The organism is Amycolatopsis thermalba (assembly GCF_003385215.1).
Classification (GTDB): Bacteria; Actinomycetota; Actinomycetes; order Mycobacteriales; family Pseudonocardiaceae; genus Amycolatopsis_E; species Amycolatopsis_E thermalba.
The window spans coordinates 1-21,337 of sequence record NZ_PQHW01000056.1; the positions used below are offsets into that span (position 1 = coordinate 1).

A 21,337-nucleotide genomic window follows, 5' to 3' on the forward strand; every position below is an offset into this window, starting at 1 on the left:
CGGCCACCCTGGCCCGTCACGAGGTCCACCGTCGTGCTGAACGACAGGACGTCCACGATGACCAGCACCGCGCACTCCCGCCCCAGCCCGGCGACCCCTTCCGCGCCCCACTCCACCCGCAGGTCATACCCGTCCTGGGCGAACACGTCCACACCCCCAGCATGCCCGGCTCGGGTCCGGATGCGAGACTCCAACCCGTGCGCGTCTACTTGGGATCAGACCACGCCGGCTTCGAGCTGAAGAACCACCTGGTCGAGTACTTGAAGGGCCAGGGCCACGAGGTCACCGACATCGGCCCGGCCGTCTACGACGCCGCCGACGACTACCCGGCCTTCTGCATCGAGACCGCCCGCCGAGTGGTGGCGGACGAGGGCAGCCTGGGCATCGTCATCGGCGGTTCGGGCAACGGTGAGCAGATCGCCGCGAACAAGGTGAAGGGCGCCCGGGCCGCGCTGGCCTGGAAGCCGGAGATCGCCGCGCTCGCCCGCGAGCACAACCACGCGCAGCTGATCGGCATCGGCGCCCGCATGCACACGGTCGACGAGGCCACCGCGATCGTCGACACATTCCTGTCCACCCCGCCGTCGGAGGACGCGCGGCACGGCCGTCGCGTGCAGCAGATGCTCGACTACGAGCGCACCGGCACGCCGCCGCCGCTGCCTGCCTGATGCCCGAAGGGCACACCCTCCACCGGCTCGCCCGCCTGCACCAACGGCGCTACGCGGGCGCGCCGGTGGGCGTCTCCAGTCCGCAGGGCCGCTTCGCGAGCGAGGCGGCCCTTTTGGACGGCCGGGTCATGCTCGGGGCCGAGGCCTACGGCAAGCACCTGTTCCACGACTTCGGACCGCTCGGGTCCGTGCACGTCCACTTGGGACTCTACGGCACGTTCACCGAGGCGAAACTGCCGGAAACCACGCCGGTGGGCCAGGTCCGGCTGCGGCTGACCGGCCGGACACATTGGACGGACCTGCGCGGCCCGACCCGCTGCGAGCTGCTGACCCCGGACGAGGTCGACGCGATCAAGGCGCGCCTCGGCCCGGACCCGCTGCGCCGCGACGCCCGCCCGGATGAGGCGTGGCAGCGGATCTCGGCCTCCCGGACCTCGATCGCCGCGCTGCTGATGGACCAGTCGGTGATCTCCGGTGTCGGCAACGTGTACCGGGCCGAGGTCCTGTTCCGGCACCGGATCAACCCGATGGTGCCCGGCCGGGCGCTGGACCACGTGCAGTGGAAGGAGATGTGGACCGACCTCGTGGCGCTCATGCGCAAGGGCGTCCGGATCGGCCGCATCGACACCGTGGACGACGAGCACCTGCCCGAGGTCACCGGCCGCGCGCCGCGGCAGGACCGGCACGGCGGCGAGGTGTACGTCTACCGGCGCACCGGGCAGCCGTGCCTGGTGTGCGGCACGCCGGTCGCGCACACCGAGCTGGCCGGGCGGAACCTCTACTGGTGCCCGGTCTGCCAGACGGCATGACCGAGCGGGCCGGACTGCGCGTCCGGCCCGCCGTCGGGTGAATCAGAAGTCGCCGAAGCCGCCGAAGTCCCCGCCGCCGAAGTCGCCGCCCATGTCGCCGCCCGCGTCGCCACCGGCGTCACCCATGTCGCCGCCGTCGGCTCCCGCGTCGGCCATGGCGTCCTCCTGGCCCGCGTCGTAGCCGGACTCCCACGCCGAGGCGCTCGCGATGCCGGCCATGCCGCTGAACATCGCGCTGAACAGGAACATCGAGCCCAGGCCCCACGCGCCGGCCACGAGCGCCGGCTTCCACCAAGGCTCGCTGTACCAGCCCTGCGGCACCGGGCGCCCGGCCACGCGGCCGCCGGGGTAGTAGTACGGGGTGTTGTCGCCCGGCTTCGGCGAGGCCTCGTAGTGCCTGCCCTCGACATCGACGCTGCGGTGCTCGGTGACCTTGCCGGCGCGCTCGCGCTCGGTCTCCTCGGGCAGCTTCGGGCCCGGGTCCATGCCCATCGCCTCGCGGGCCGCGCGCACGTAGTAGAGGCCCTCCAGGGCGGTCTCCTTGACGAGCTTGGCCTGCTCGGCCGTCTGCGCCTGCTCCAGCTGCGAGCCCGCCGCGTTGTAGCGCTCGGACGCGTCGGCCAGCGCCTGCTTCGCCGGCTCGTTCGAACCCACGAGGTTCAGCACCTGCCCGCCGAGGCGCTCGACCAGGCGCCGGGCGTCGGCCTTGGCGTCGTCGAGCTGGCGCCGCCGGGTGGCGGCCTGAGCCTTCGCGAAGTAGGCGATGCCGCCCACGATGAGGACGAGGAGCACGATCACGGTGATCGTGGTGCCCATGGCTTACTCCCGGAAGTTCGGTGTCTTGAACCGGACAACGCGGGCGCTACGCCGATGGTTCCCAGCTTCCGCACAGCACCCGCACCGGCACTTCCTCGGTGAACACGCCCTCGGGTTCGGCCGCCAGGAGCGCGGCCCGCAGGTCGGTGTCGAAAGCGCGCCGACCTGCGGCGTCGAGCTTCTCCAGGGCGCCTGCGGAGTAGAAGGCGCCGACCACCTCGTCGAGGCCGAGCCGTTCGGTGTGATCAAGACGATGTTCCCGCACCCGGGTGAACCCGGCCCGTTCGAGCAGGTCGCGGTAGCGCGCGCGCTCGTCCTCGCTGCTGCCGCACGCGGGGAACTCCAGCGCGCCCAGCCAGCGGGTGGACACCTGCCGGATCGCCGCCGCCCACGGGCTGCGCTGCGTCCACACCGGCGTGCCGTTGGCGATCACCGCGACCCCGCCGCCGGGCCGCAGCAGGCGGGTCAGCGCGGCGAACAGCGGCCCCGGATCCATCCAGTGCAGCGCCTGGCCGACGGTGACCAGATCGAGGCTGCCGCCGCCGAGCAGCGGCTCCAGGGCCGGCACGTCGCTGTCCGCGCCGACGACCCACACGACGTTGGGGAGCTCCGCCGCGCGGGCCTGCGCGAGCATGTCGGGTGAGGGGTCCATGCCGATCACCGCGCCGGCCCTGGCGGCCATCGGCACCGTCAGCTGCCCGGTGCCGCAACCCAGGTCGAGCACCCGGCCGAGCGGGAACTCCGCCGCGAGCAGGTCGAAGACCTCCGGCCGGTACCCGCGGCGGAACTTCGCGTAGTTCGACGCCACCTCGCCGGCGAATTCCTGGATCATCCGCCCAGTCTGTGACCTGCGGGAATCGCGGCGCAAGCGGTTCCGCTCTCGACGAAAACTAGAACAGGTTATAGTCTCGGGCGCATGAAGTTCACCCTCTCGGTCGCGATGAACCCCCTGGACCAGTTCACCGAGTTGGCGCGCACCGCCGAGGAGTGCGGCTTCTCCTCGATCGCGCTGCCGGACTCGCTGTTCTACTCCGAGCACGTGTCCGCCGAGTACCCGTACACGCCCGACGGCAGCCGGTTCTGGACCGCGGACACGCCGTGGGCGGACCCGCTGGTGGCGGTCGCGACGATGGCCGCGGTGACGGAGCGGATCGAGTTCTACACGTCGGTGCTCAAGCTCGGCTCGCGCAACCCGGTGCTGCTCGCGCGTCAGGTCGGGTCGGTCGCGGTGCTGTCCGGCAACCGGTTCGGGCTCGGGCTCGGGGTGGGCTGGTCGCCGGAGGAGTTCGAGTGGTGCGGCGCGCCGTACGCCAACCGCGGCAAACGCGTGGACGAGGCGATCGAGGTGCTGCGGCTGATCCTGGACGGCGGGATGGTCGAGTACCACGGCAGGTTCTTCGACTTCGACAAGCTGCAGATGAGCCCGGCGCCGTCGGAGCACGTGCCGTTCTACATCGGCGGGCACACCGAAGTGGCGTTGAAGCGGGCCGCGCGGGTGGGCGACGGCTGGTCCTCGGCGATGATGAAGTTCGACGACCTGCGCTCGACGATCGCGCGGCTGGCCGAGTTGCGCGCCGAGTACGGGCGGGCCGACGTGCCGTTCGAGGTCCAGGCGGTGTGCATCGACCGGTTCGGGCTGGACGGCTACCGCGAGCAGGCCGAGATCGGCGTGACGGACATCGTGACGCAGCCTTGGGTGTTCGAGGGCATCGGGTTCGGCGACCCGATCGGCCCGAAGAAGGACGCGATCCGCAAGTTCGCCGACGAGATCATTTCCCGGTTCTGAAGGGGTGTGCCATGGGTGTTCAGGTGTGCTGGGACGTCGATGCCGAGCAGCCGCCGGCGCGGGTCGCTTCGTGGAGGTCGATGAACGCGACCTGCCGCGGCGCCAAGGACGAGTGGCTGGCGCTGTTCGCTGACGACGCGGTGGTCGAGGACCCGGTCGGCAAGTCGATGTTCGACGAGGAGGGTCGCGGGCACCACGGGCACCAGGGGATCGCGGCGTTCTGGGACCTGACGATCGCGAAGGTGGAGCGGTTCGAGTTCGTGATCAAGGATTCCTTCGCGGCGGGGGACGAGGTGGCCAACGTCGGCACGATCACGACGTACCTGCCCGGCGGGTACCGGGTGGATACGGACGGCGTGTTCGTGTACCGCGTGGGGGCGGACGGGCTGGTCCGATCGATGCGGGCGTTCTGGGAGACGGAACGCGCCATGGCGACGGCGCGGCAGGTGAGCGGGTAGGCAGCGGGCGCGTAGCAACCTCCCGCGATGCCTGGCGTCACCGGCTGTCCCGCAGCACCGGGCGGCCGCTGCGCAGGGCCTCGAAGGCCGCCTCGACCCGGGCCACCAGTGACGGTGGGGTCTTCGCGGGCAGCTCGTCGCGGGTGAACAGGCGGGCCGAGAGGATCTCGGGATCGGTGAGTTCGAGCGAATCGACCTCGGTTTCGGTGATGAGCCCGCCGTCGAAGACGAAGTAGAGCCCTTCCGGCAGACGCTCGTCGGACCGGCGGTGATCGATGACGAGAAGATCGCCGCGCCGGCGTCGCAGGCCGAGCTCCTCGCGGACCTCCCGCGTCGCGGCGGCCCACGGTGCTTCCTCGGCGTCGACCGTGCCGCCCGGGAGGTCCCAGTACGGCTTGTACGACGGCTCGACGAGCAGCACGCGGTTGGCGTCGTCGCGGAACAGGACGCCCGCGGCCATGCGCTTGCGGGGGAGTGCCTTGACGTACTCGTCGAAGGGGAGCAGGTCCACGGGTTGCGTGGCTAGACGAGGCGCTTGGTGAAACCGGCGTCGATGAGGCGTTGCAGGGCGGCCCGGACGGTCGCCGGGAGCGGTTGCGGGATGGCGAACCCGCGCTCGGCGTAGGCGGTGATGCGTTGTGTGTCGCCGACGAGCATGTTGATCACCCGGTCGTCGTCGGCGATGGTGTGCAGGTATTCGTCGAGGGTTTGTGGCTTGGCGGCGCAGACGACGTCGACCTCGGGCCAGAGCTTGCGGCAGGTCGCGTAGGCGCGGCGCTGCTGGTAGGGGCGCGAGACAAGGGTGACTTCGCGGATGTCGTGGTCGCGGAGCAGATCGCGGGCGAAGGTGATGTTCTCGCCGGTGTTGGTGGCGCGGGTCTCGACCCGGATGGCCGACGCCGGCACCCCCAGGGCGCGCGCGTGCTCGCCGAAGTGGACGGCTTCCCCACGCGGGAACAGCCCGACGGTGGTGGGCGCGTTGGCCCCGGTGAAAACGACCAGCGGAAACCGGCCCGCGTGGTACAGCTCAGCGACGTACCCGGCGACGCCGAGATCATGACTCCCGAGCCCGATGCCGACATCCGTCCGCCGGGGCTCGTGGCGCAGGTGGTGGTAGCGCCAGAGAACCTCGGCGTCGGCGCGCAGCTGTTCGTCCACGTCGCTCGTCTGCCTCACGCGAGGTTGCGCAGCAGTGCTTGGTACGTCAGGTCCACCTGGCCTTCCTCGACGTGGACGATCCGCGCCCCCGGCCGTGCGGGATCACCGCTCGATCATCTCCTGGGCCTCGACGTGCAGCGGATCCGCCGCCGCGCGCGTGCGCTCAACGAAGCGCCTCACCGTGTTCTCCTTGCTGCCGAGCAGCACGATCTCGTGGAACGTGGCGTCCACCTCGGGCGAGGCCCTCGAGTTGTTCGATGAACGGCGTCCGGCCCAGGAACTGCGGAATCACCACGTCGTGGCCGGATGCCAGGTGGGTGCGTGCGGCAGCGAGCGCGACACCGCGAGCAAGCCGGCCGGCGGCGCGCGGGTCGTCGCGCCGGCGGCCGATCAGATTTCGTAGACGGTCGACGTCCAGGTTCAGCGCCAGCGGATGCTCGTCCACATACCGCCCGGCGAGCGTCGACCTACCACACGCGGGCGGCCCGTTGAGCAAGATCAGCCGCGGCACCGGGCGACGGTACCAACGACCCGCGAACAACGAGAGCGGGCGACGGGAATCGAACCCGCACCACCAGTTTGGAAGATTGCGTCTGCTGCCCGGCCGGTGCGCGTGACCTGCTGCTTCCTGGTCCGCTGAGGTCTCCGGTTGACCGCTGTTGACCGGGGCTACTGGCACGGTAATGGCACGCGGTTGAGCTGCCCACACCCCTCCCATCACCCCGACACACAGCCAAGAACACGGCCGGTGGTGCCGGGTCAAGGCACGCTTTCCAGCCTTGACGCGGTGCCACCGGCCGTAGTCACGATCGGCTGTCGGGGTGGTGATCGACTTGTGACCCGCGCTTGCGTAATGCGCGGCTCCTGGCGAACGACGTTCAATCCATAGCGTTGACGCAAGGAGACCGAGCGTGAGAGTGCCCAGGCAGGCGGCGGGTGGCTGCCCAGGTGATGAGCTGCTGCGCTCGGTCCGGCTGTATCGGCGCGCCGCCGGCGGTGGCGAAGTGCCCGGCTGGGTTGCCGCGCCACGCGGCTCGCCGGGCGGAGCGGAGCGGCAGCCCGGCGTAAGCCGCGCCCGGGATCTGCTGCGGCACCCAAGGCAACGGGCAGAGCGCGTCGCCGCCGGCGGCGCGCCTTGATCCCATAGAGGCGAATTCGGCAATCCCATGCGCGCTCAGGAGACCAAGCGGAGACACGGATGTACACACTCATAACAGATGAGACGAACACGCAGGAGTCGAAAAATAGCGAGTTCTTCATCTACGGCGGCCTCGTCTTCAGCCCCGAGCAAATGGGCATTATCAGTAGCGACATCCAAGCGATACGTGACACGTATGGATTTGCGCCGGAAGATAAGCTAAAATTCGATACTAATAGCAGGCCTGCGAACGTCGATCGCTCAAGTTATACGGCAGCCAAGAAGCAGGTAATTCAATCCTGCCTTAACGCTGGTGTCGTATTCATTGCCTACATGATCCTCCACAAGATAGCGAAAGACCCAAAAACTATAGGAGAATACGCGCTCAATAGTGTTCTGGTTAGGTTCGACGGCGTATTTCTTCGCGAAAAGAGCGACATTGGTGTTGTTATCGTCGACAGACTTCCAGACCAAGCGCGAGCGTACGATATGTTGAGGCGGAAATTTCAGACCGGGCTAGAAATAGCATCAAATGGTAGCAAAATCGAACTTGACCGCGTTCTTCTGTACGCCACGACCTGCGATGGTGCCTCCCATTTGAGTTCCGCTGTCGATATCGTACTTGGAAGTCTGCGGTGGGTAGTCAATCACAGCAATAACGGGCCGACCACTGAGCTGAGCAGAGACATGTTCGGCAGCGTAGCGAGCATGATGTACCACCGGGAGTCGGGTGGAAAAAAATACCTTCGTGACTACGGCCTGATATTGAGGCCGAAAGAGCCCGGACATCCACCATACAAAGCGAGATACGACGACCTCGTATCCTATCTGCAAGGTCTCCTGAATTCGTAACTGGTGACGTCGAGGCCGAAGGGTTGCGATGGCTATCGTAGATATGGAATGGCGCGCGCCAAGAAAGGTTGCGACGCTAAGCGACAATGCGGCAAAGGCACGGTACGGCGTAGCCTATCTTCGGTCTCTTTGTAGCCAGGCGGGCGTTGGGTTCGGCGAGACGGACCCCGATGAAGATGTTGCGGCTGTTGACGGTGAGGTAAAGTTCTTCGAGGCCAATGTTCGGTTTCAAATTAAATGCACATCGAAGTTTAAAATATCGGGCAAGTCGGCCAGTTGGGTTATTGAGCCAGAATGGCGCGAGAAATGGAATCGCAGCCAAGTCCCGGTCTATCTAATATTGGTTATCATCGATCCTGAATTGCGAGCCGACTGGCTAACCCACCATGAGCAAGGAACACTGCACCGGTCGGCAGCGTTTTGGACGCGAGTCGACAAGTTGGATCAACATGGGTCGATCTCGGTGCCAAAATCGAATCGGCTAACTGTAGAGACCTTTTCTACCTGGCATCGAGAGCTTATGGCATGCTTTGCGCCACCGGCACGCGAGGGGATAATAGCGTGATACGTTTTCCCGTCCCGTCGCTTGACGATTTGATCGTCTACATGCAAAACGAGAATTGGGACGAAGGCCCAGAAGGTCCCGCCGGGAGTCTTTGGTTTCGAGATGGCGCTTCCGTTGCCGTCCCAAGGTTCGACGACCAAGAACTGGTGCGCGGAACACTGGAACGCATTGCGAAATTCGAGAACAAAGATTCCGCTGACCTTTCGGACTCAATTAGGTACTACCGGATGGACGTAACGAACTTTCGATCCTTGATTAATCGGGGAATTGTGGACACTATACCGCTCGATTCCGCTGTCAACATTGTATCATCGATTAGGACGCTGTTCCGCTGCTCCGGGATGACGGCATATCGCCCGCAGGCTGATTTGAAATCAGGCTACTCGCGTAGCGTTCGTGATTTTACAAGGCAAGCTGGAATGGGTCATACAAAACGTGGATCGTTTGTGTTCCCTGTGGTTATTCCCTTAGGTGAAACGGAAATCCCGACGCCCGCTGAACCTACTCTCGTCGAGGTGACTCGCAGCGCGCCTGAGCCCTACGAACGGCGAATAGTTCGCACTTTGGCGCAGTCGCTGAAGGCTGTGGAGGAAGTTGTAATACAACCGGGTCGTGAGCCAACGCTGAAACGCCTTCATGATGCTGTTGAGGCTGGCGTGAGTCGACAATTGTGTTCAGCGTTGGTTAGCATTACGTCGGATTCGGTTGTCACGGCGCTGGATGCGCAATTTTCGTGGGGAGGCATCGTGCCGCCAGCGCGAAATTCCCCGAAGCAGGTAGTTATCCCGGCCGAGTCAAGAGATTTGCTATCCAAAGCTGCTGAGAAGCTGCGCGAAGTGCGGGTTGAGCCTGCTCGAGTCTTTAGCGGGTCAATCGTTGAGTTACGACACGAGGAGAACGACCCTGTCGGTTATGTCACCATTTCAACTCCGCGAAATGGTCGCATGTCAGAAATCCGCGTGCAATTGCCATATTCGCGCTATCAGGACGCGCTGAGATGGCACTCAGATTCGCGACCTGTGCTTGTGGAGGGCGACGTCGTCAAGGACAAGGGTCGGCTGGTCGTGAACGAACCGATAAGGTGTCACCCAATAGACGAACTCTATTTGACCTCGAATTAGCTACTTTTTTCGAGGATCGTCGCCAGTTTTGCCCGGGAAGGTATCGGCAACTGTCCGGCAAATCGTCTGTGCCAAAGTTGGACAGCGTGCCGTGGCGTGCGCACTGCTAGCCTGGCTCTATGCGTGGTGCGGGTGATCAGCTCAGCATCGGGGAGCGTATTGCCTTCTACCGGCGTCGGCGGGGGTTGTCGCAGGCCGTACTGGCTGATCTGGTCGGCCGCTCTGAGGACTGGCTCAGCAAGATCGAGCGTGGTGAGCGCGATATCCGCAGGTTGGACGTGCTCGCGGATGTGGCTCGTGCGCTGCGGGTGACCCTTGGGGACCTGCTTGGTGAGCCCGTGCTCATGGAGGACGAAGAGCGCAATGACGACGTTCCGGCGATCCGGGATGCGCTCATGGCTCCGCGTCGGCTGTCCCGCACGCTGTTCTCGTCGTCCATGTTGCCTGAGTACATCGACCCGGCCCCGGTGCAGCAGCTCGTGGAGGGGGCCTGGTCGAGCTACCAGAAAGGCGACCTCGGCCGGGTTGTCCAGGCTCTTCCTGGGCTGATCAAGACCACGCAGCAGATGGAAGCGGCCTCGGCGGATGATCCGGCCTACCGGCGCACCTGTGCGGCGCTCTCGGCGCGGATTCATCACCTGACCGCGACCACGTTGAGCAAGATCGGTGAGGCCGACCTGTCGTGGATCGCTGCTGAGCGGGCTATGCAGGCGGCCGACGAGGCGGACGATCCGCTCGTGCTGGCCTCGGCTGCGAGGTCCGGTACTCATGCGCTCCTGGCTGTCGGCCGGTTTGAAGACGCGCTTGAGCTGGGAGAAGCTGCGGCGAAGTGGCTGCTTCCGCGGATGGCTGCTGGTGATCCGGCGGCGTTGAGCCTCTACGGCATGCTCTACCTGCGGACGGCGGTGGCCGCGGCCCGTCATCAGGACCGGGCGACCTCGAATGACCTGCTCGCGCACGCCACCCGTGCTGGCGAACAGCTCGGCGTGGATGCGAACTACTGGCACACCGGCTTCGGACCGGTGAATGTTGAGTTGCACCGCCTCTCGGCGGCCCTCGACCTCGGCGACGTGACGCAGGTGATCGAGCAGGCTCCGAAGGTCGACGTCGATCACTTACCCGCGGAACGGCAGGTCACGTACCTGATCGACTACGCGCGGGCGCTGAGTCTGATGGCGAAGGACGACGAGGCACTTCAGACGCTGCTCTCGGCTGAGCAGAAGTCGCCGGCCATCGTGCGGCATTCGACCGTGGTCCGTGAGGTTGTGCGGTCGATGTACCGTCGTGCGCCGGCCACGGCTGGGCGGAAGTCGTCGGCGCTCCTGGCGCTGGCTGAGCGTTGTGGAGCGGTGAGGTAGCTGCATGGGTTCGCGGGTGCTCGGTCTGATCGGTTCCGGTGCGGGTGGCGTCGAGGAGCTGCTTCCGCGCGTCATCAAGCCTGCGCAAAAAGCAGGATGGACGGTCGTCGTCACCCTGACGCCCACTGCCGGCCGCTGGCTCCAGAAGTCCGGGGCGCTCGCTGAGATCGAGGAGGCGACTGGCTACCCGGTACGCGTTGAGCCTCGCGACCCGGATGAGAAGAGCCCACACCCTCCCGTTGACTGCTACCTGGTCGCTCCGGCGTCGGCGAACATGGTCGCCAAGCTCGCGATGGGTATCGCGGACAACCAGGCTTTGACGCAGGTGAACGAGGCCATTGGTACTCGGAACCTGCCGGTCGTCGTGTTTCCGCGGGTGAACGCTGCGCACGCGAGGCACCCGTCGTGGGAGTTCCATATCGCCGCGCTCCAGCGGGCGGGCGTGCGCCTCGTCTACGGTGATGACGTCTGGCCGCTCCACGAGCCGCGCAGTGCGCCGGGGCGTGAATTGCCCTGGTCGGCCGTGCTCGACGCGGTGAACGAGGCCGTTCCCGCCTCGCGCTAGTCCTCCCCAGCACCTACCCGGACAGTTTGTCCGGGTGATCGCCCTGAACCGGGTGTCTCCTGGGTCATACCGCGCCCCACCGGACGCGGGAGAGCCAAGACCCCCAGGAGAGCAGATGGGCATTCACGTGGTGATCCAGCCCGCCGCCGGGTACGGCGCTGAGGTCGTTTCACCGTCACCCGGCATCCGGCAACTCATCGCCGGTGGGGAGGACGCCACCTTCGTCATCCAGGTTCCCGCGCGCATCGGCGGGCTGACCGATGCCGCTCGGTTCGCGCGGAGCCTGGCTGTCGCTGCCATCGAGTTCGGGGACTGGTGCGAGACGCAGAACCGTTCGCGCTCGTTCCCGTTCAACTCCGCGGATGGTCGCCGCTCGAACGACACCGAATGACTGGTCGCGCTCGACCACAGAACACGAAGGCACACAAGGGGTATCGACATGGCTATTTCCAGGGGACACCGCTTCCCGATCGAGTTCGATGACGCGTTCCCGCAGGGTTTGGTGATGGTGGGCGAGATCTCCCCGGACAACGAGTACCAGTCCCGGGAGGACAGGGCGGCCGGTCGTCCCGCTCGGCAGCGCGTCGACGAGGTGACGGGCAAGCGCCAGTGGAAGGCAACGGTGACCGACCCGTCGGAGCCGAACGCCAAGCGCGCGTCCTTCGAGCTCACGTTCCTCGCCGACGTCCAGCCTGTGCCGACGACGAGCGAGGTGCTTCCCGGCATGCGGCCGGTGGAGCTGGAGGGGCTGACCGCGGAGCCACGAGTGGCTGGCAACGGCGAGTTCAAGTACCAGTCCTTCGTCTTCCGCGCGACCGGTTTCAAGGCTGCGAACAGCGGCGGAGGACGAGCGGGGAAGGCTCCGGCGGAGCAGTCGGCGAAGGCCGCGTGAGTGGGGGAGGAGCGCTGATGATGACGCGTGAGGACCACGCGCCCCCGGCCCGCGCATGGAGGCGGCCGGAGGGTGGGGAGCCGGGCTACGTCTACGAATGGGTGGCGGCCTACATCGCCGACCGCATCAACTCGGGCGAGCTTCCTGTGTATGCGCGGCTGCCCAGTGAGAAGCGGTTGGCAGTGGAGTACGGCGTTTCGCTGGGATCGGCCCGCCACGCGACTCGGATTCTGCGGGAGCGCGGGTTCGTCATGACGATCCGGTCCAAGGGCACGTTCGTCGCCCCGCGGAACGCCAAGAGTGATTGAGATCGGCACGGGAACGGATGACGCATCCGTTCCCGTGCTCTCCCAGTGGAAGGAGGTGAACGAAGTGCCATCCAGGCCCCGGAAGCCTCGTCGCCGGTGGCTGGTCCGGCGGCGCTGCTGGCTGTGCGGACGCACCCATCGCCTGATGCGGGACAAGGCGTACGTGTGCCGGACCTGTGCGGGCCGCGGCAGCGAAGGTCTCTAGAGGAAGGTCCACAGTAGACACGAAACGCACGTGGGCACGTGCGGCGATCAAGCACCCCCTCATGCAAGAAACCTCGAAATATAAGGCGCAGAAGCGGAACCTGGCTACCAACCGTGCCGCTCCTGAGCTGTCCACCCTCTGGGAGCAGACAAGCGGCAACGATAGACAACGGCAACCGAGCCGTGTCAACCGGCCGCACCCCGACGCGGTGCGCCGCACGCAAGAAGTTCACCCGACTGGCCCCCGGCGACACCGAATGCGCGGCGTGTGCCGGCCGACTGCCGCTGCCGATCACCACGAAGGCGGGTGGTCGCTGATGGACGCGCACATTCGGAATCCTCTTCCTCGGCGGGATCGGTCGACGACGGGCGGATCAAGCGGAACCCGTGCCGGATCAAGGGCGCGGACCAGCACCGCACACCGGAGCGGCCGCACGCGTCGATCGAGGAGGTGTACCGGCTGGCGGACCTGATGCCGCGGCGGTACCGGTTCCTGATCCTGCTGGCCGCGTTCTCCGGGCTGCGCTGGGGCGAGTTGATCGCCCTGCGCGTGCGGGACCTGGACCGGGTGAACCTGGTGGCGCGGGTGGCCCGCCGGACGGCTGAGCTGCGGAGTGGGCGGCTCGACGTGGGGCCCACCAAGTCCGCGGCCGGTGTGCGCACGGTGGCGCTGCCTCGCTTCCTGGCCGATGAGCTGGCGGAGCACCTGGCCGAGTTCGCCGAACCGGGGCCGGACGGGCTGCTGTTCGTCGGCAAGCGCGGAGGGGTGCTGCGCCGGGGGAACTTCCGTCGCGAGGTGGACTGGAAGAAGCTTCTGGCCAAGGCCGGGCTGCCGGACGGCTTCCACTTCCATGATCTCCGCCACACCGGCAACCAGATGGCGGCGGAGGCCGGCGCGACCACGCGGGAGCTGATGCAGCGGATGGGGCAGAGCACCGCGCGGGCAGCGCTGATCTACCAGCACGCGACGAGCGCCCGGGACCGGCAGATCGCCGACGAGCTCAACGCACGGGTGGAGCGCTACCGGCAGGGCGGGAGCTAATGGCACGGTAATGGCACGACAGCAGCGAGCGGCGGCCCTCAGAACCGAGGACCGCCGCACGTTGCATGCTTTGACCTGCGAAGACAGTGAGAGCGGGCGACGGGAATCGAACCCGCACCACCAGTTTGGAAGACTGGGGCTCTACCATTGAGCTACGCCCGCATGCACCCGCATCGTACGGGCGCGTCTGCGAGTCTAGCGGGCCACGCTAGAGTGATCGCACCGCCCCGGCTCTGGGGCGACCGGGATGTGGCGCAGCTTGGTAGCGCATCCGCTTTGGGAGCGGAGGGTCGCAGGTTCAAATCCTGTCATCCCGACCACGCCGGCCGGCTCGCGGTCCTTGGGGCTGTTCGGCCGGGGCCGACCTGATCCGTTTCTAGCGTGGGCGGCATGAACGTCACAGGCGAGCACGTCGTGATCAGCCCGAGCATCCTCTACTTCGGCACCCCGGTCGTGTTGCTGTCGACCGGGAACGCCGACGGCAGCGCCAACCTCGCGCCCATGTCCTCGGCCTGGGCGCTCGGCCAGGTGGTCGTGCTCGGGCTGGCCGCGGCGTCGCACACGGTGGCCAACCTTCGCGTCCGTCCGGACCTCGTGATCAACCTGCCGGGGCCGGACCAGTGGCGGGCGGTGGAGCGGCTGACCCCGCTCACCGGGGCGGACCCGGTGCCGGAGCACGAGCGCGGCGCCTTCCGCCACGAACCGGACAAGTTCGGGGCGGCTGGGCTGCAGCCGGTGGACTCCGACCTGGTCCGGCCGCCGCGGGTGGCGGACTGCCCGATCGCGATGGAAGCGCGTGCGGCCGAGGTGCGGGAGGGCTGCACGGGCGGCTTCGTCGTGGTGCAGGCGGAGGTGCTGCGCGTGCACTGCGAGTCACGGCTCGTGGTGCCGGGGACGCAGCACGTCGATCCAGGGGAGTGGAGCCCGCTGATCTACAACTTCCGGCACTACTTCGGCCTCGGGCCGGAGCTGGGGCACAGCTTCCGCTCGGAGACGCCGCGGAGTTAGCGATGTGGTCCCGCTGGCGCAGGTGGCGACGGCCGTGCATTGGTGCGGAGGTGGCCTCGGGCTGCTCGTGGCGCTGCCGTTGGCTGCTCTTCCCGGGGATGGCGCTGACCCCGCGAACCACCAGCCGTCAGGAGTCCTGCTCCCGGCGGGCTCGGGCTCGGCGTTTGCCCTCGTGCATTGCCTGGACCCGGGCGATCGGGATGGTGCGGCCGTGCTCGATCAACTCTTCCGGCAGGCTCTGCGGCTCCGGCAGCGAGTCGGCCCACGGATCCCCGGAACCCAGCAGCCGGACGGCCTCGCGCAGGGTGAACGTCGCCGGGTGCACGTTGTCGAGCTCGTCCCATGGCACGGGGAACGACACCGGCAGCCCGGGGCGCACCCGCGGGCTGTACACCGCCACGACCGTCGCGCCGCCGGCGCGTGTCGAATCCAGGAACACCTTGCCGCCGCGGTCCTCGCGGATGAACGCCGTCGTCGCCAGGTCCGGGTCGAGCTTCTCGGCGCGGGCGGCCAGCGCCCGGGTCGCCGCGGCGGCCTGCTCAGCGTCGGCGCCGCGCACCGGCACGAAGATGTGCACGCCCTTGGACCCGCTCGTCTTCACCGCGCCCGCCAGCCCGCAGTCGGCCAGGGCCTGGCGCACCAGGTGGGCCGCGCGCACCGCCAGCCCGAACGCCGCCGACCCCTCCGGCGGGTCCAGGTCCAGCACCAGATGCGTGGGCGTCTCCAGGTGCCCCGCGAGGCCCAGCGTCGGGTGGTACTCGATCGCCCGCTGGTTGCCGAACCACAGCAGCGTGCGGCGGTCGTTGCACAACGCGTACGACACCTGCCGGTGCGAACTCTCCGCCCACATGCTCACCCGCGGCACCCACTCCGGCGTGTACTTCGGCAGGTTCTTCTGCATGAACGGGTCCTGGCCGCGCAGCAGCCGCACGACCGACAGCGGCCGGTCCCGCAACGCCGCGACCATCCGGTCGGCGACCGCGTCCAGGTAGTCGACCAGATCGCGCTTCGTGGCGCCGGCATCGGCGAACAGTGACTGGTCGAGGTTCGTCAACGACACGCCGTCCCGCACCTCTGCGCTGCTCATGGCCCCACTCTTGCCGATCCGGGTCGCCGCGGCCACCCCTGGCGGGGTTTGCCCGCACCCGCGCAGGGGTAGCGATTCCTCGTGGACATGGGTGAGCGGTACCGGCTCGGGGAGCGGATCGGCGGCGGTGGCAGTGCCGACGTGCACCGCGCGTGGGACCGCGTCGCCGAACGCGAGGTCGCGGTCAAGCTCTTCCACGCGCGCCCGACGCCCGCCCAGCAGCGGCGGCAGGCGCGGGAGTTCCGCATCCTGGACCGGCTGCGGCACCCGGCCCTGGTGCCGCTGTACGACTCCGGCGTCCGCGACGGCCGCGTCTTCTTCGTGATGCGCCTGGTCGACGGCCCCACCCTGGCGGACCGCATCGCCGAGGGACCGCTCTCCGTGGACGAGACCATCGAGCTGGGCGCCCGGCTGGCGGACGCGCTGGCCTACGTCCACCGCGCCGGCATCACGCACCGGGACGTCAAGCCCGCGAACATCCTGCTCGCCCCGGACGGGGCCGTGCTCGGCGACTTCGGCATCGCGCAGGGCCACGACACCACCCGGTTCACCACCATCGGCACCGTCGTGGGCACCGCCGCGTACATGGCGCCCGAGCAGGTCCGCGGGGAACCGGTCGGGCCGTCCGCGGACGTCTACTCGCTGGCGCTGGTGCTGCTGGAATGCCTGTCCGGGCGGCGCGAGTACCCGGGATCGCTCACCGAGTCGGCGGTGGCGCGGTTGCTCCGCCCGCCCGCGGTGCCGGACGGCCTCCCACCGCACCTCGCGGACCTGTTGCGGCGCATGGGAGATCGCGACCCGGACGCGCGGCCGTCGGCGCGGGAAGTGTCGGCCGTGCTCGGCGGGGTGACGCGGCCGCTGGCCGTGGTGAAGCCGCGTCGCCGGCTGGCGGTGGCCGCGGGCTCCGCGGTGACGGCCGCCGCGGCCGCTCTCGCCTTCGCACTCCTCAACGGGTCCACCGCGGAGGTCCCCGCCACGTCCGTTCCGGCGCCCGCCCCGGTTTCGGCCGCCCCGCCGCCGGTGACGAGCGACGCGCCGGCACCGGTGGCGAAGACGGCCCCGGTCACCCAGGCCGAGGAGACCACGGCCGCCCCGGACAACCGGGGCAACGGCGAGGACAAGGGCAAGGACAAGGACAAGGGGCAGCAGAAGAAGCCGCACAAGGACAAGTGATCAGACCGCCTTGCTCATGTGCACCAGCGCCCCGTCGAGGAACGGCTCCTCGCGGTCGACCCGGTAGCCCAGCCGCCGGTAGAAGCGGATGTTCTCGGTGAACAGCGCGTTGGTGTAGAGCCGCACGCCGTGCAGGCCCATCGACTGGGCCAGGAGGTCCGCGTGCCGCATCAGCAGCCGCCCGTATCCGGTGCCCTGCGCCGACGGCCGCACGGCGACGTTCTCGATCAGCAGGTGGTCCACCGCCGGGATCATCTCGATCAACGCGACCAGCTGGTCGTCGTCGTAGAGCAGGTCGATCCGGTGGGCGGTCACGGCCTGCCGGTAGTCGGTCTGCATCGGCAGGGGTTCGCGCCGGATCAGATCCGCCCACTTCGCGTACGCGGCGTGGACCAGGTCCCGGATCGCGTCGGCGTCCTCGGGCGTCGCGCGCCGGAAGAGGTATTTGTGTTGCGGCATTTCTCCTCCTTCGCGGCGGTGTGGTTGCCCGCGGACCTCGGGGGTACCCGGTGGCCGCACGAACAGCCGAGCAACAGGAGAACGAATGGCGCAGCACGCCGGACTCCGGGACCTCGCCGCCGCGGGTCGCGCCGAGGCCGACGCCTACCGGGGCGACCACGACCGTCCGCTGGGCGGCTATCTCGTCGTCATGATCGTCTACACCTCGCTCGTGGTGGCGGCGGCACTCGCGGCCGTGCTCACCGGCCGGAAGCTGCCCCGTGACCTGCGGGTTTCCGATATCGCCCTGATGGCGATGGGTACCCACAAGCTGGCCCGGACCATCAGCAAGGACGCCGTCACCAGCCCCCTGCGCGCCCCGTTCACCCGATACGCTGACACCGGCGGCCCCGCCGAGGTCATGGAGGAGGTGCGCAAGCCCTCCGGGCTCCGGCACAGCGTCGGCGAACTGCTCAGCTGCCCGTTCTGCCTCGACATGTGGGTGGTGACCGGGTTCACCATCGGCCACGTCTTCGCCCCCCGCCTCACCCGCCTGGTCGCGTCGGCGCTGGCCGCGCTGACCGGCGCCGACTTCCTGCAGCTGGCCTACGCGAAGGCGCAGCAGATCGCCGAGGACTGACCCGCCCGGGTGTCGCGGAGGAGAAGCAGGGGTACTCGCACCGCGGACAGGAGGTGCGATGACTGAGCTGATGACCCGGGAAGACGCGGCCATCGAGGTCCACGACCCCGCGAGCGGTGAGCTGGTGGGACGCGTGCCGAGCGCGACCGAGCAGCAGGCCGCCGCGGCGGTGCGCGCGGCCCAGGCGCTGTTCGCGGACTGGGCGCGGACCGCGGCGGGGGAGCGGGCCACCGCGTTGAAGGCCGCGGCGGCCGAGCTGCGCGAGCGGGCGGACGAGCTGGCCGCGATGAACCACCGCGAAACCGGCAAGCTGCTCGACGAAGCGCGCGAGGGCGTGCTCGCCGGAGCGGGAACCCTGGAGCAGTACGCCGAGCTGGGCCCGGCCCACCGCGGGCGGAGCCTGCAGGGCGGCTGGGACGCGACGGACCTGATGGTGCCCGAGCCGCGCGGGGTCGTGGTGGCGCTGACGCCGTGGAACGATCCGGTCGCGGTCGCGTGCGGGCTGCTCGGCGCGGCGCTGGCGACCGGCAACGTCGTGGTGCACAAGCCGAGCGAGCGGTGCCCGCACGTGGGACGGATGCTGACCGAGCTGCTGGCGCGGCACCTGCCGGTGGACGTGCTGTCCTGCGTGGACGGTGACGGCCGGGTCGGGGCGTGGCTCGCGGAGTCGGCGGACGTGGACGTGATCGCGCACGTCGGCAGCACCGCGACCGGCCGGTCGGTGGCGGTGGCCGCGGCGCGGACCGGGGCGAAGGTGCTGCTGGAGAACGGCGGCAACGACGCGCTGATCGTCGACACCGGGGTCGATCCGCGGTGGGCGGCCGCGCAGGCCGCGCTGGGGGCGTTCGCGAACGCCGGGCAGATCTGCGTGTCGGTGGAACGGATCTACGTGCACCGCGCGGTGGCCGGCGAGTTCCTGGACGCGCTCGTGGCGGAGGCGCGCAAGCGCCCGTCGGAGGTGCCGATGGCGCCGCTGGTGGACGAGCGTCAGCGCGAGCACGTGCACTCGCACGTCGAGGACGCGGTGTCGCAGGGTGCTTCGCTGCTGGCCGGCGGGACGTTGCCGGACGGGCCGGGCGCGCACTACCCGGCGACCGTGCTGAGTGGATGCACGCCGTCGATGCGGGTCCTGACGGAGGAGACGTTCGGGCCGGTCGCGCCGGTGCGCGTGGTGGACAGCTTCGACCAGGCGCTCGAGGAGGCGGCCGACGACCGGTACGGCCTGACGGCGACGGTGCTGACGGAGTCGATGGCGCACGCCCAGCGCGCGTGGCGGGAGCTGCCGGTGGGGACGGTGAAGGTGAACAACGTCTTCGGCGGCGCGCCCGCCGGGGCGGCCCACCCGCGGAAGGCCAGCGGCGAGGGGTTCGGCTACGGACCCGAGCTGCTGGACGAGATGACCGTCACGAAGGTCGTCCACATCGGACCCGCAGGCGGCTGACCGGCGGACGTCCGGTGGCGCCCCGCTGCCGGACGTCCCTAGGGCGCGTCCTCAAAGCCAGATGAGCGGTGTGGCGAGGTCGATCGTGCTCCGGTGGCGGTGGCGCGGAACTGTATGAGGCGGTTGAAGCATCGTTGGACGATGTTGCGGCGTGTGTAGCTGGCGCGGCCGGTTGGCCTGCTGGTCCCGGCGTTCAGGAATGGTCGCTGGGATGCGCCGTCGGCGCAGGTAAGAGCGAATGGCGCGGCTGGAGTAGCCGGAACTCGATGCCTGCGATGACCTGCGTGAACATGGTGCAGTCGTGGACGTTGCCGCCGGTCACCGCGATCGACAAGGGCCGTCCGTGTCCGTCGCAGGCGGGGTGGATCTTGGTGGTGGGGCCGCCGCGGGACCGGCCGATGGCGTGATCATCTGGTTCGCTGTGTCCGCCGCACGAGTGCGATTCCCCCTGTGTGGGACGCGGTCACGCGGCGGGCACCGGCAGCGTGCTGATGCGCCCGCACGATGCCGGAATCGACCGAGACCTCGCGGGTCACGCCATGCCACCCCGGTCTTGGCCATGAACAACATCCCGTTGATCACCCGGCGGTCATCAACCCGTGGGCGCCCCTTCGCCCCCGACCCCGGCAGGTCAGCTCGCGCCTACGCACCACAACCCAAGATCAAACCAGATCGAAACACCGACTTTGGGGACACGTCCCTAGGCCGATTCCCGCAGGGTGAGCGACACCGGCAGCACCTGCCGCCGCGGGGGCAGCGTTTCGCTGGCCAGCAGGGTAGTCAGGGTGGCCACCATCTGGCGCACCTGGGCGGCCGGGTCCTGGTGCACCGTCGTCAGCGGGGGGTTCATCGCGGCGGCCAGTGCCGGGTGGTCGTCGAAGCCGACGACCGCCACGTCGGCCGGGACTCGGCGGCCCGCGGCGCCCAGTGACTGCAGCACCCCGGCGGCCATCACGTCGCTGGCGACGAACACCGCGTCCAGCGCCGGCTCCCGGGCCAGCAGGCGGTCCATCGCGATCCGGCCGCCGTCCAGGGTGAAATCCGCCTCCTCCGCCAGGCCCGCCGAGTCCAGTCCCGCGTCGGCCAGTGTCTTGCGCCACCCGGACAGCCGGTGGACCGCCGCGGTCTGGTCCTGCGGGCCGGCGACCGTCGCGATGCGACGGCGGCCCCGGGAAACCAGGTGCTCCACCGCGAGCCGCGCGCCGGACTCGTTGTCGAAGTCGATCACGTGCACCCCGCGCGCCACCCCGCCCGCCGGACCGCCGAACACCACCGGCAACCGCAGCAGCCGCAGCGCCCGCGGCAACGGGTCCGCCTGGTGCGGCGCGAACACCAGCGCGCCGTCGACGTGCCCGCCCTCCAGAAACCGCAGCGTCCGCGTCAGGTCGGCGCGCCCGTCGCAGAACATCAACACCATCTGGATCCCGGTCGCGGCCAGCTCCCGGTACCCGGCGCGCATGACCGCCGTCCGGTACGGGTCCCCGAGCAGGACCTCCTCCGGCTCGGACAGCACCACCGCCACCGCGCCCGTCCGCCGCGTCACCAGCGACCGCGCCGCCTGGTTCGGCGAATAGCCCAGATCGGCGGCCGCCGCGCGCACCGCCTCCCGGGCACGCGCGCTGACGTTCGGGTCGTCGTTCAGCGCCCGGGACGCCGTCGAGCGGGAGACCCCGGCGAACGCGGCGACGTCCTCCAGCGTCGGCCGGCCCTCGTGGTTGCCGTGTGCGGTCACCGGGTCACCTTCCGCCATTGATGGGAGCGCTTCCAACAATAGCGCATCTTGACACGGCTGGTGACTAGCGACACACTC

The 21,337-nt window shown here is 68.7% G+C and carries 25 protein-coding genes, 2 tRNA genes and 2 pseudogenes; 18 read left to right on the plus strand and 11 right to left on the minus strand.

The features are described 5' to 3' along the window. A pseudogene (locus D0D15_RS37865) lies at positions 1-152 on the minus strand (2-phosphosulfolactate phosphatase); the annotation flags it as partial. 45 nt (positions 153-197) lie between these two features. Here D0D15_RS37865 and D0D15_RS21335 point away from each other — a divergent pair. Together D0D15_RS21335 and D0D15_RS21340 are read left to right on the plus strand one after the other, a co-directional pair. Next, positions 198-668, plus strand: a complete 471-nt coding sequence (locus tag D0D15_RS21335) for a ribose-5-phosphate isomerase (protein ID WP_094007802.1) — start codon at positions 198-200, stop codon at positions 666-668. Next, on the plus strand, positions 668-1,477 hold the full coding sequence (locus D0D15_RS21340) for an Fpg/Nei family DNA glycosylase (protein ID WP_094007801.1): 810 nt from the start codon (positions 668-670) through the stop codon (positions 1,475-1,477). Before D0D15_RS21335 ends, D0D15_RS21340 begins: the two co-directional genes overlap by 1 nt. 42 nt (positions 1,478-1,519) lie before the next feature. Here D0D15_RS21340 and D0D15_RS21345 read toward each other — a convergent pair whose 3' ends face one another. Both D0D15_RS21345 and D0D15_RS21350 read right to left on the minus strand, forming a co-directional pair. Further along, a complete protein-coding gene (locus D0D15_RS21345) occupies positions 1,520-2,293 on the minus strand; it encodes a hypothetical protein (RefSeq protein ID WP_094007800.1) in 774 nt (257 codons plus the stop codon). Positions 2,294-2,339: 46 nt separating this feature from the next. Next, entirely contained in the window at positions 2,340-3,125 is a 786-nt protein-coding gene (locus tag D0D15_RS21350) for a class I SAM-dependent methyltransferase (protein WP_094007799.1), read from the minus strand. 84 nt (positions 3,126-3,209) lie between these two features. On the opposite strand from D0D15_RS21350, the gene D0D15_RS21355 reads away from it, so the two are divergent. Then, the gene (locus D0D15_RS21355; protein WP_094007798.1) at positions 3,210-4,079 is read left to right on the plus strand and encodes an LLM class F420-dependent oxidoreductase; all 870 of its coding nucleotides are present in this window, start codon (positions 3,210-3,212) and stop codon (positions 4,077-4,079) included. A gap of 11 nt (positions 4,080-4,090) precedes the next feature. Then, positions 4,091-4,537: a nuclear transport factor 2 family protein gene (locus D0D15_RS21360; protein WP_094007797.1), complete on the plus strand. Its 447-nt coding sequence runs from the start codon at positions 4,091-4,093 to the stop codon at positions 4,535-4,537. A gap of 37 nt (positions 4,538-4,574) precedes the next feature. Here the strand turns inward: D0D15_RS21360 and D0D15_RS21365 are convergent, their stop codons facing one another. The 3 genes from D0D15_RS21365 to D0D15_RS21375 form a co-directional block, all read right to left on the minus strand. Beyond that, positions 4,575-5,048, minus strand: coding sequence for an NUDIX domain-containing protein (locus D0D15_RS21365; protein WP_094007796.1), 474 nt, complete (start codon positions 5,046-5,048; stop codon positions 4,575-4,577). A gap of 11 nt (positions 5,049-5,059) precedes the next feature. Beyond that, positions 5,060-5,713 carry a YdcF family protein gene (locus tag D0D15_RS21370; protein WP_233157442.1) on the minus strand — a complete coding sequence of 218 codons (654 nt, stop codon included), beginning with the start codon at positions 5,711-5,713 and terminating at the stop codon, positions 5,060-5,062. A gap of 145 nt (positions 5,714-5,858) precedes the next feature. Beyond that, a complete protein-coding gene (locus D0D15_RS21375; protein WP_338024682.1) occupies positions 5,859-6,206 on the minus strand; it encodes an AAA family ATPase in 348 nt (115 codons plus the stop codon). Positions 6,207-6,893: 687 nt separating this feature from the next. On the opposite strand from D0D15_RS21375, the gene D0D15_RS36020 reads away from it, so the two are divergent. From D0D15_RS36020 to D0D15_RS21410, 9 genes are all read left to right on the plus strand, one after another. After that, a complete protein-coding gene (locus D0D15_RS36020) occupies positions 6,894-7,685 on the plus strand; it encodes a DUF3800 domain-containing protein (protein WP_143266232.1) in 792 nt (263 codons plus the stop codon). Positions 7,686-7,713: 28 nt separating this feature from the next. Next, entirely contained in the window at positions 7,714-8,250 is a 537-nt protein-coding gene (locus D0D15_RS21380) for a DUF4365 domain-containing protein (protein WP_094007794.1), read from the plus strand. Between the two features lie 29 nt (positions 8,251-8,279). Beyond that, positions 8,280-9,371, plus strand: a complete 1,092-nt coding sequence (locus tag D0D15_RS36025; RefSeq protein ID WP_143266231.1) for a hypothetical protein — start codon at positions 8,280-8,282, stop codon at positions 9,369-9,371. A gap of 119 nt (positions 9,372-9,490) precedes the next feature. After that, positions 9,491-10,729 carry a helix-turn-helix domain-containing protein gene (locus tag D0D15_RS21385; RefSeq protein WP_094007793.1) on the plus strand — a complete coding sequence of 413 codons (1,239 nt, stop codon included), beginning with the start codon at positions 9,491-9,493 and terminating at the stop codon, positions 10,727-10,729. Positions 10,730-10,733: 4 nt separating this feature from the next. Then, a complete protein-coding gene (locus D0D15_RS21390; protein WP_094007792.1) occupies positions 10,734-11,294 on the plus strand; it encodes a flavoprotein in 561 nt (186 codons plus the stop codon). A 115-nt stretch (positions 11,295-11,409) separates the two neighbouring features. Further along, positions 11,410-11,685 (plus strand): hypothetical protein, encoded by a 276-nt coding sequence (locus D0D15_RS21395; RefSeq protein WP_094007791.1) that lies wholly within the window; start codon positions 11,410-11,412, stop codon positions 11,683-11,685. A gap of 48 nt (positions 11,686-11,733) precedes the next feature. Further along, the gene (locus D0D15_RS21400) at positions 11,734-12,186 is read left to right on the plus strand and encodes a hypothetical protein (protein WP_094007790.1); all 453 of its coding nucleotides are present in this window, start codon (positions 11,734-11,736) and stop codon (positions 12,184-12,186) included. Positions 12,187-12,203: 17 nt separating this feature from the next. After that, positions 12,204-12,494, plus strand: coding sequence for a GntR family transcriptional regulator (locus D0D15_RS21405; RefSeq protein ID WP_198958339.1), 291 nt, complete (start codon positions 12,204-12,206; stop codon positions 12,492-12,494). 511 nt (positions 12,495-13,005) lie between these two features. Further along, entirely contained in the window at positions 13,006-13,740 is a 735-nt protein-coding gene (locus D0D15_RS21410; RefSeq protein WP_233157441.1) for a tyrosine-type recombinase/integrase, read from the plus strand. Between the two features lie 91 nt (positions 13,741-13,831). Here D0D15_RS21410 and D0D15_RS21415 read toward each other — a convergent pair. Beyond that, positions 13,832-13,902, minus strand: a tRNA-Gly gene (locus D0D15_RS21415). A gap of 81 nt (positions 13,903-13,983) precedes the next feature. Here D0D15_RS21415 and D0D15_RS21420 point away from each other — a divergent pair. Next, a tRNA-Pro gene (locus tag D0D15_RS21420) sits at positions 13,984-14,060 on the plus strand. 70 nt (positions 14,061-14,130) lie between these two features. Beyond that, on the plus strand, positions 14,131-14,748 hold the full coding sequence (locus D0D15_RS21425) for a flavin reductase family protein (protein WP_094007814.1): 618 nt from the start codon (positions 14,131-14,133) through the stop codon (positions 14,746-14,748). A gap of 127 nt (positions 14,749-14,875) precedes the next feature. On the opposite strand, the gene D0D15_RS21430 is transcribed toward D0D15_RS21425, so the two are convergent. Further along, a complete protein-coding gene (locus tag D0D15_RS21430) occupies positions 14,876-15,835 on the minus strand; it encodes a DNA polymerase domain-containing protein (protein ID WP_094007789.1) in 960 nt (319 codons plus the stop codon). A gap of 87 nt (positions 15,836-15,922) precedes the next feature. Here D0D15_RS21430 and D0D15_RS21435 point away from each other — a divergent pair, with 87 nt between their 5' ends. Next, positions 15,923-17,008 carry a serine/threonine-protein kinase gene (locus D0D15_RS21435; RefSeq protein ID WP_094007788.1) on the plus strand — a complete coding sequence of 362 codons (1,086 nt, stop codon included), beginning with the start codon at positions 15,923-15,925 and terminating at the stop codon, positions 17,006-17,008. Here D0D15_RS21435 and D0D15_RS21440 read toward each other — a convergent pair whose 3' ends face one another. Next, positions 17,009-17,467, minus strand: coding sequence for a GNAT family N-acetyltransferase (locus D0D15_RS21440; protein ID WP_094007787.1), 459 nt, complete (start codon positions 17,465-17,467; stop codon positions 17,009-17,011). An 85-nt stretch (positions 17,468-17,552) separates the two neighbouring features. On the opposite strand from D0D15_RS21440, the gene D0D15_RS21445 reads away from it, so the two are divergent. Both D0D15_RS21445 and D0D15_RS21450 read left to right on the plus strand, forming a co-directional pair. Next, positions 17,553-18,086, plus strand: coding sequence for a DUF1360 domain-containing protein (locus D0D15_RS21445; protein ID WP_094007786.1), 534 nt, complete (start codon positions 17,553-17,555; stop codon positions 18,084-18,086). A gap of 58 nt (positions 18,087-18,144) precedes the next feature. Next, on the plus strand, positions 18,145-19,527 hold the full coding sequence (locus D0D15_RS21450) for an aldehyde dehydrogenase family protein (RefSeq protein ID WP_115944687.1): 1,383 nt from the start codon (positions 18,145-18,147) through the stop codon (positions 19,525-19,527). A 92-nt stretch (positions 19,528-19,619) separates the two neighbouring features. On the opposite strand, the pseudogene D0D15_RS37870 reads toward D0D15_RS21450, so the two are convergent. Further along, a pseudogene (locus D0D15_RS37870) lies at positions 19,620-20,136 on the minus strand (transposase); the annotation flags it as partial. Between the two features lie 91 nt (positions 20,137-20,227). Next, a complete protein-coding gene (locus D0D15_RS21460; protein WP_094007783.1) occupies positions 20,228-21,277 on the minus strand; it encodes a LacI family DNA-binding transcriptional regulator in 1,050 nt (349 codons plus the stop codon). Positions 21,278-21,337 lie beyond the last annotated feature (60 nt).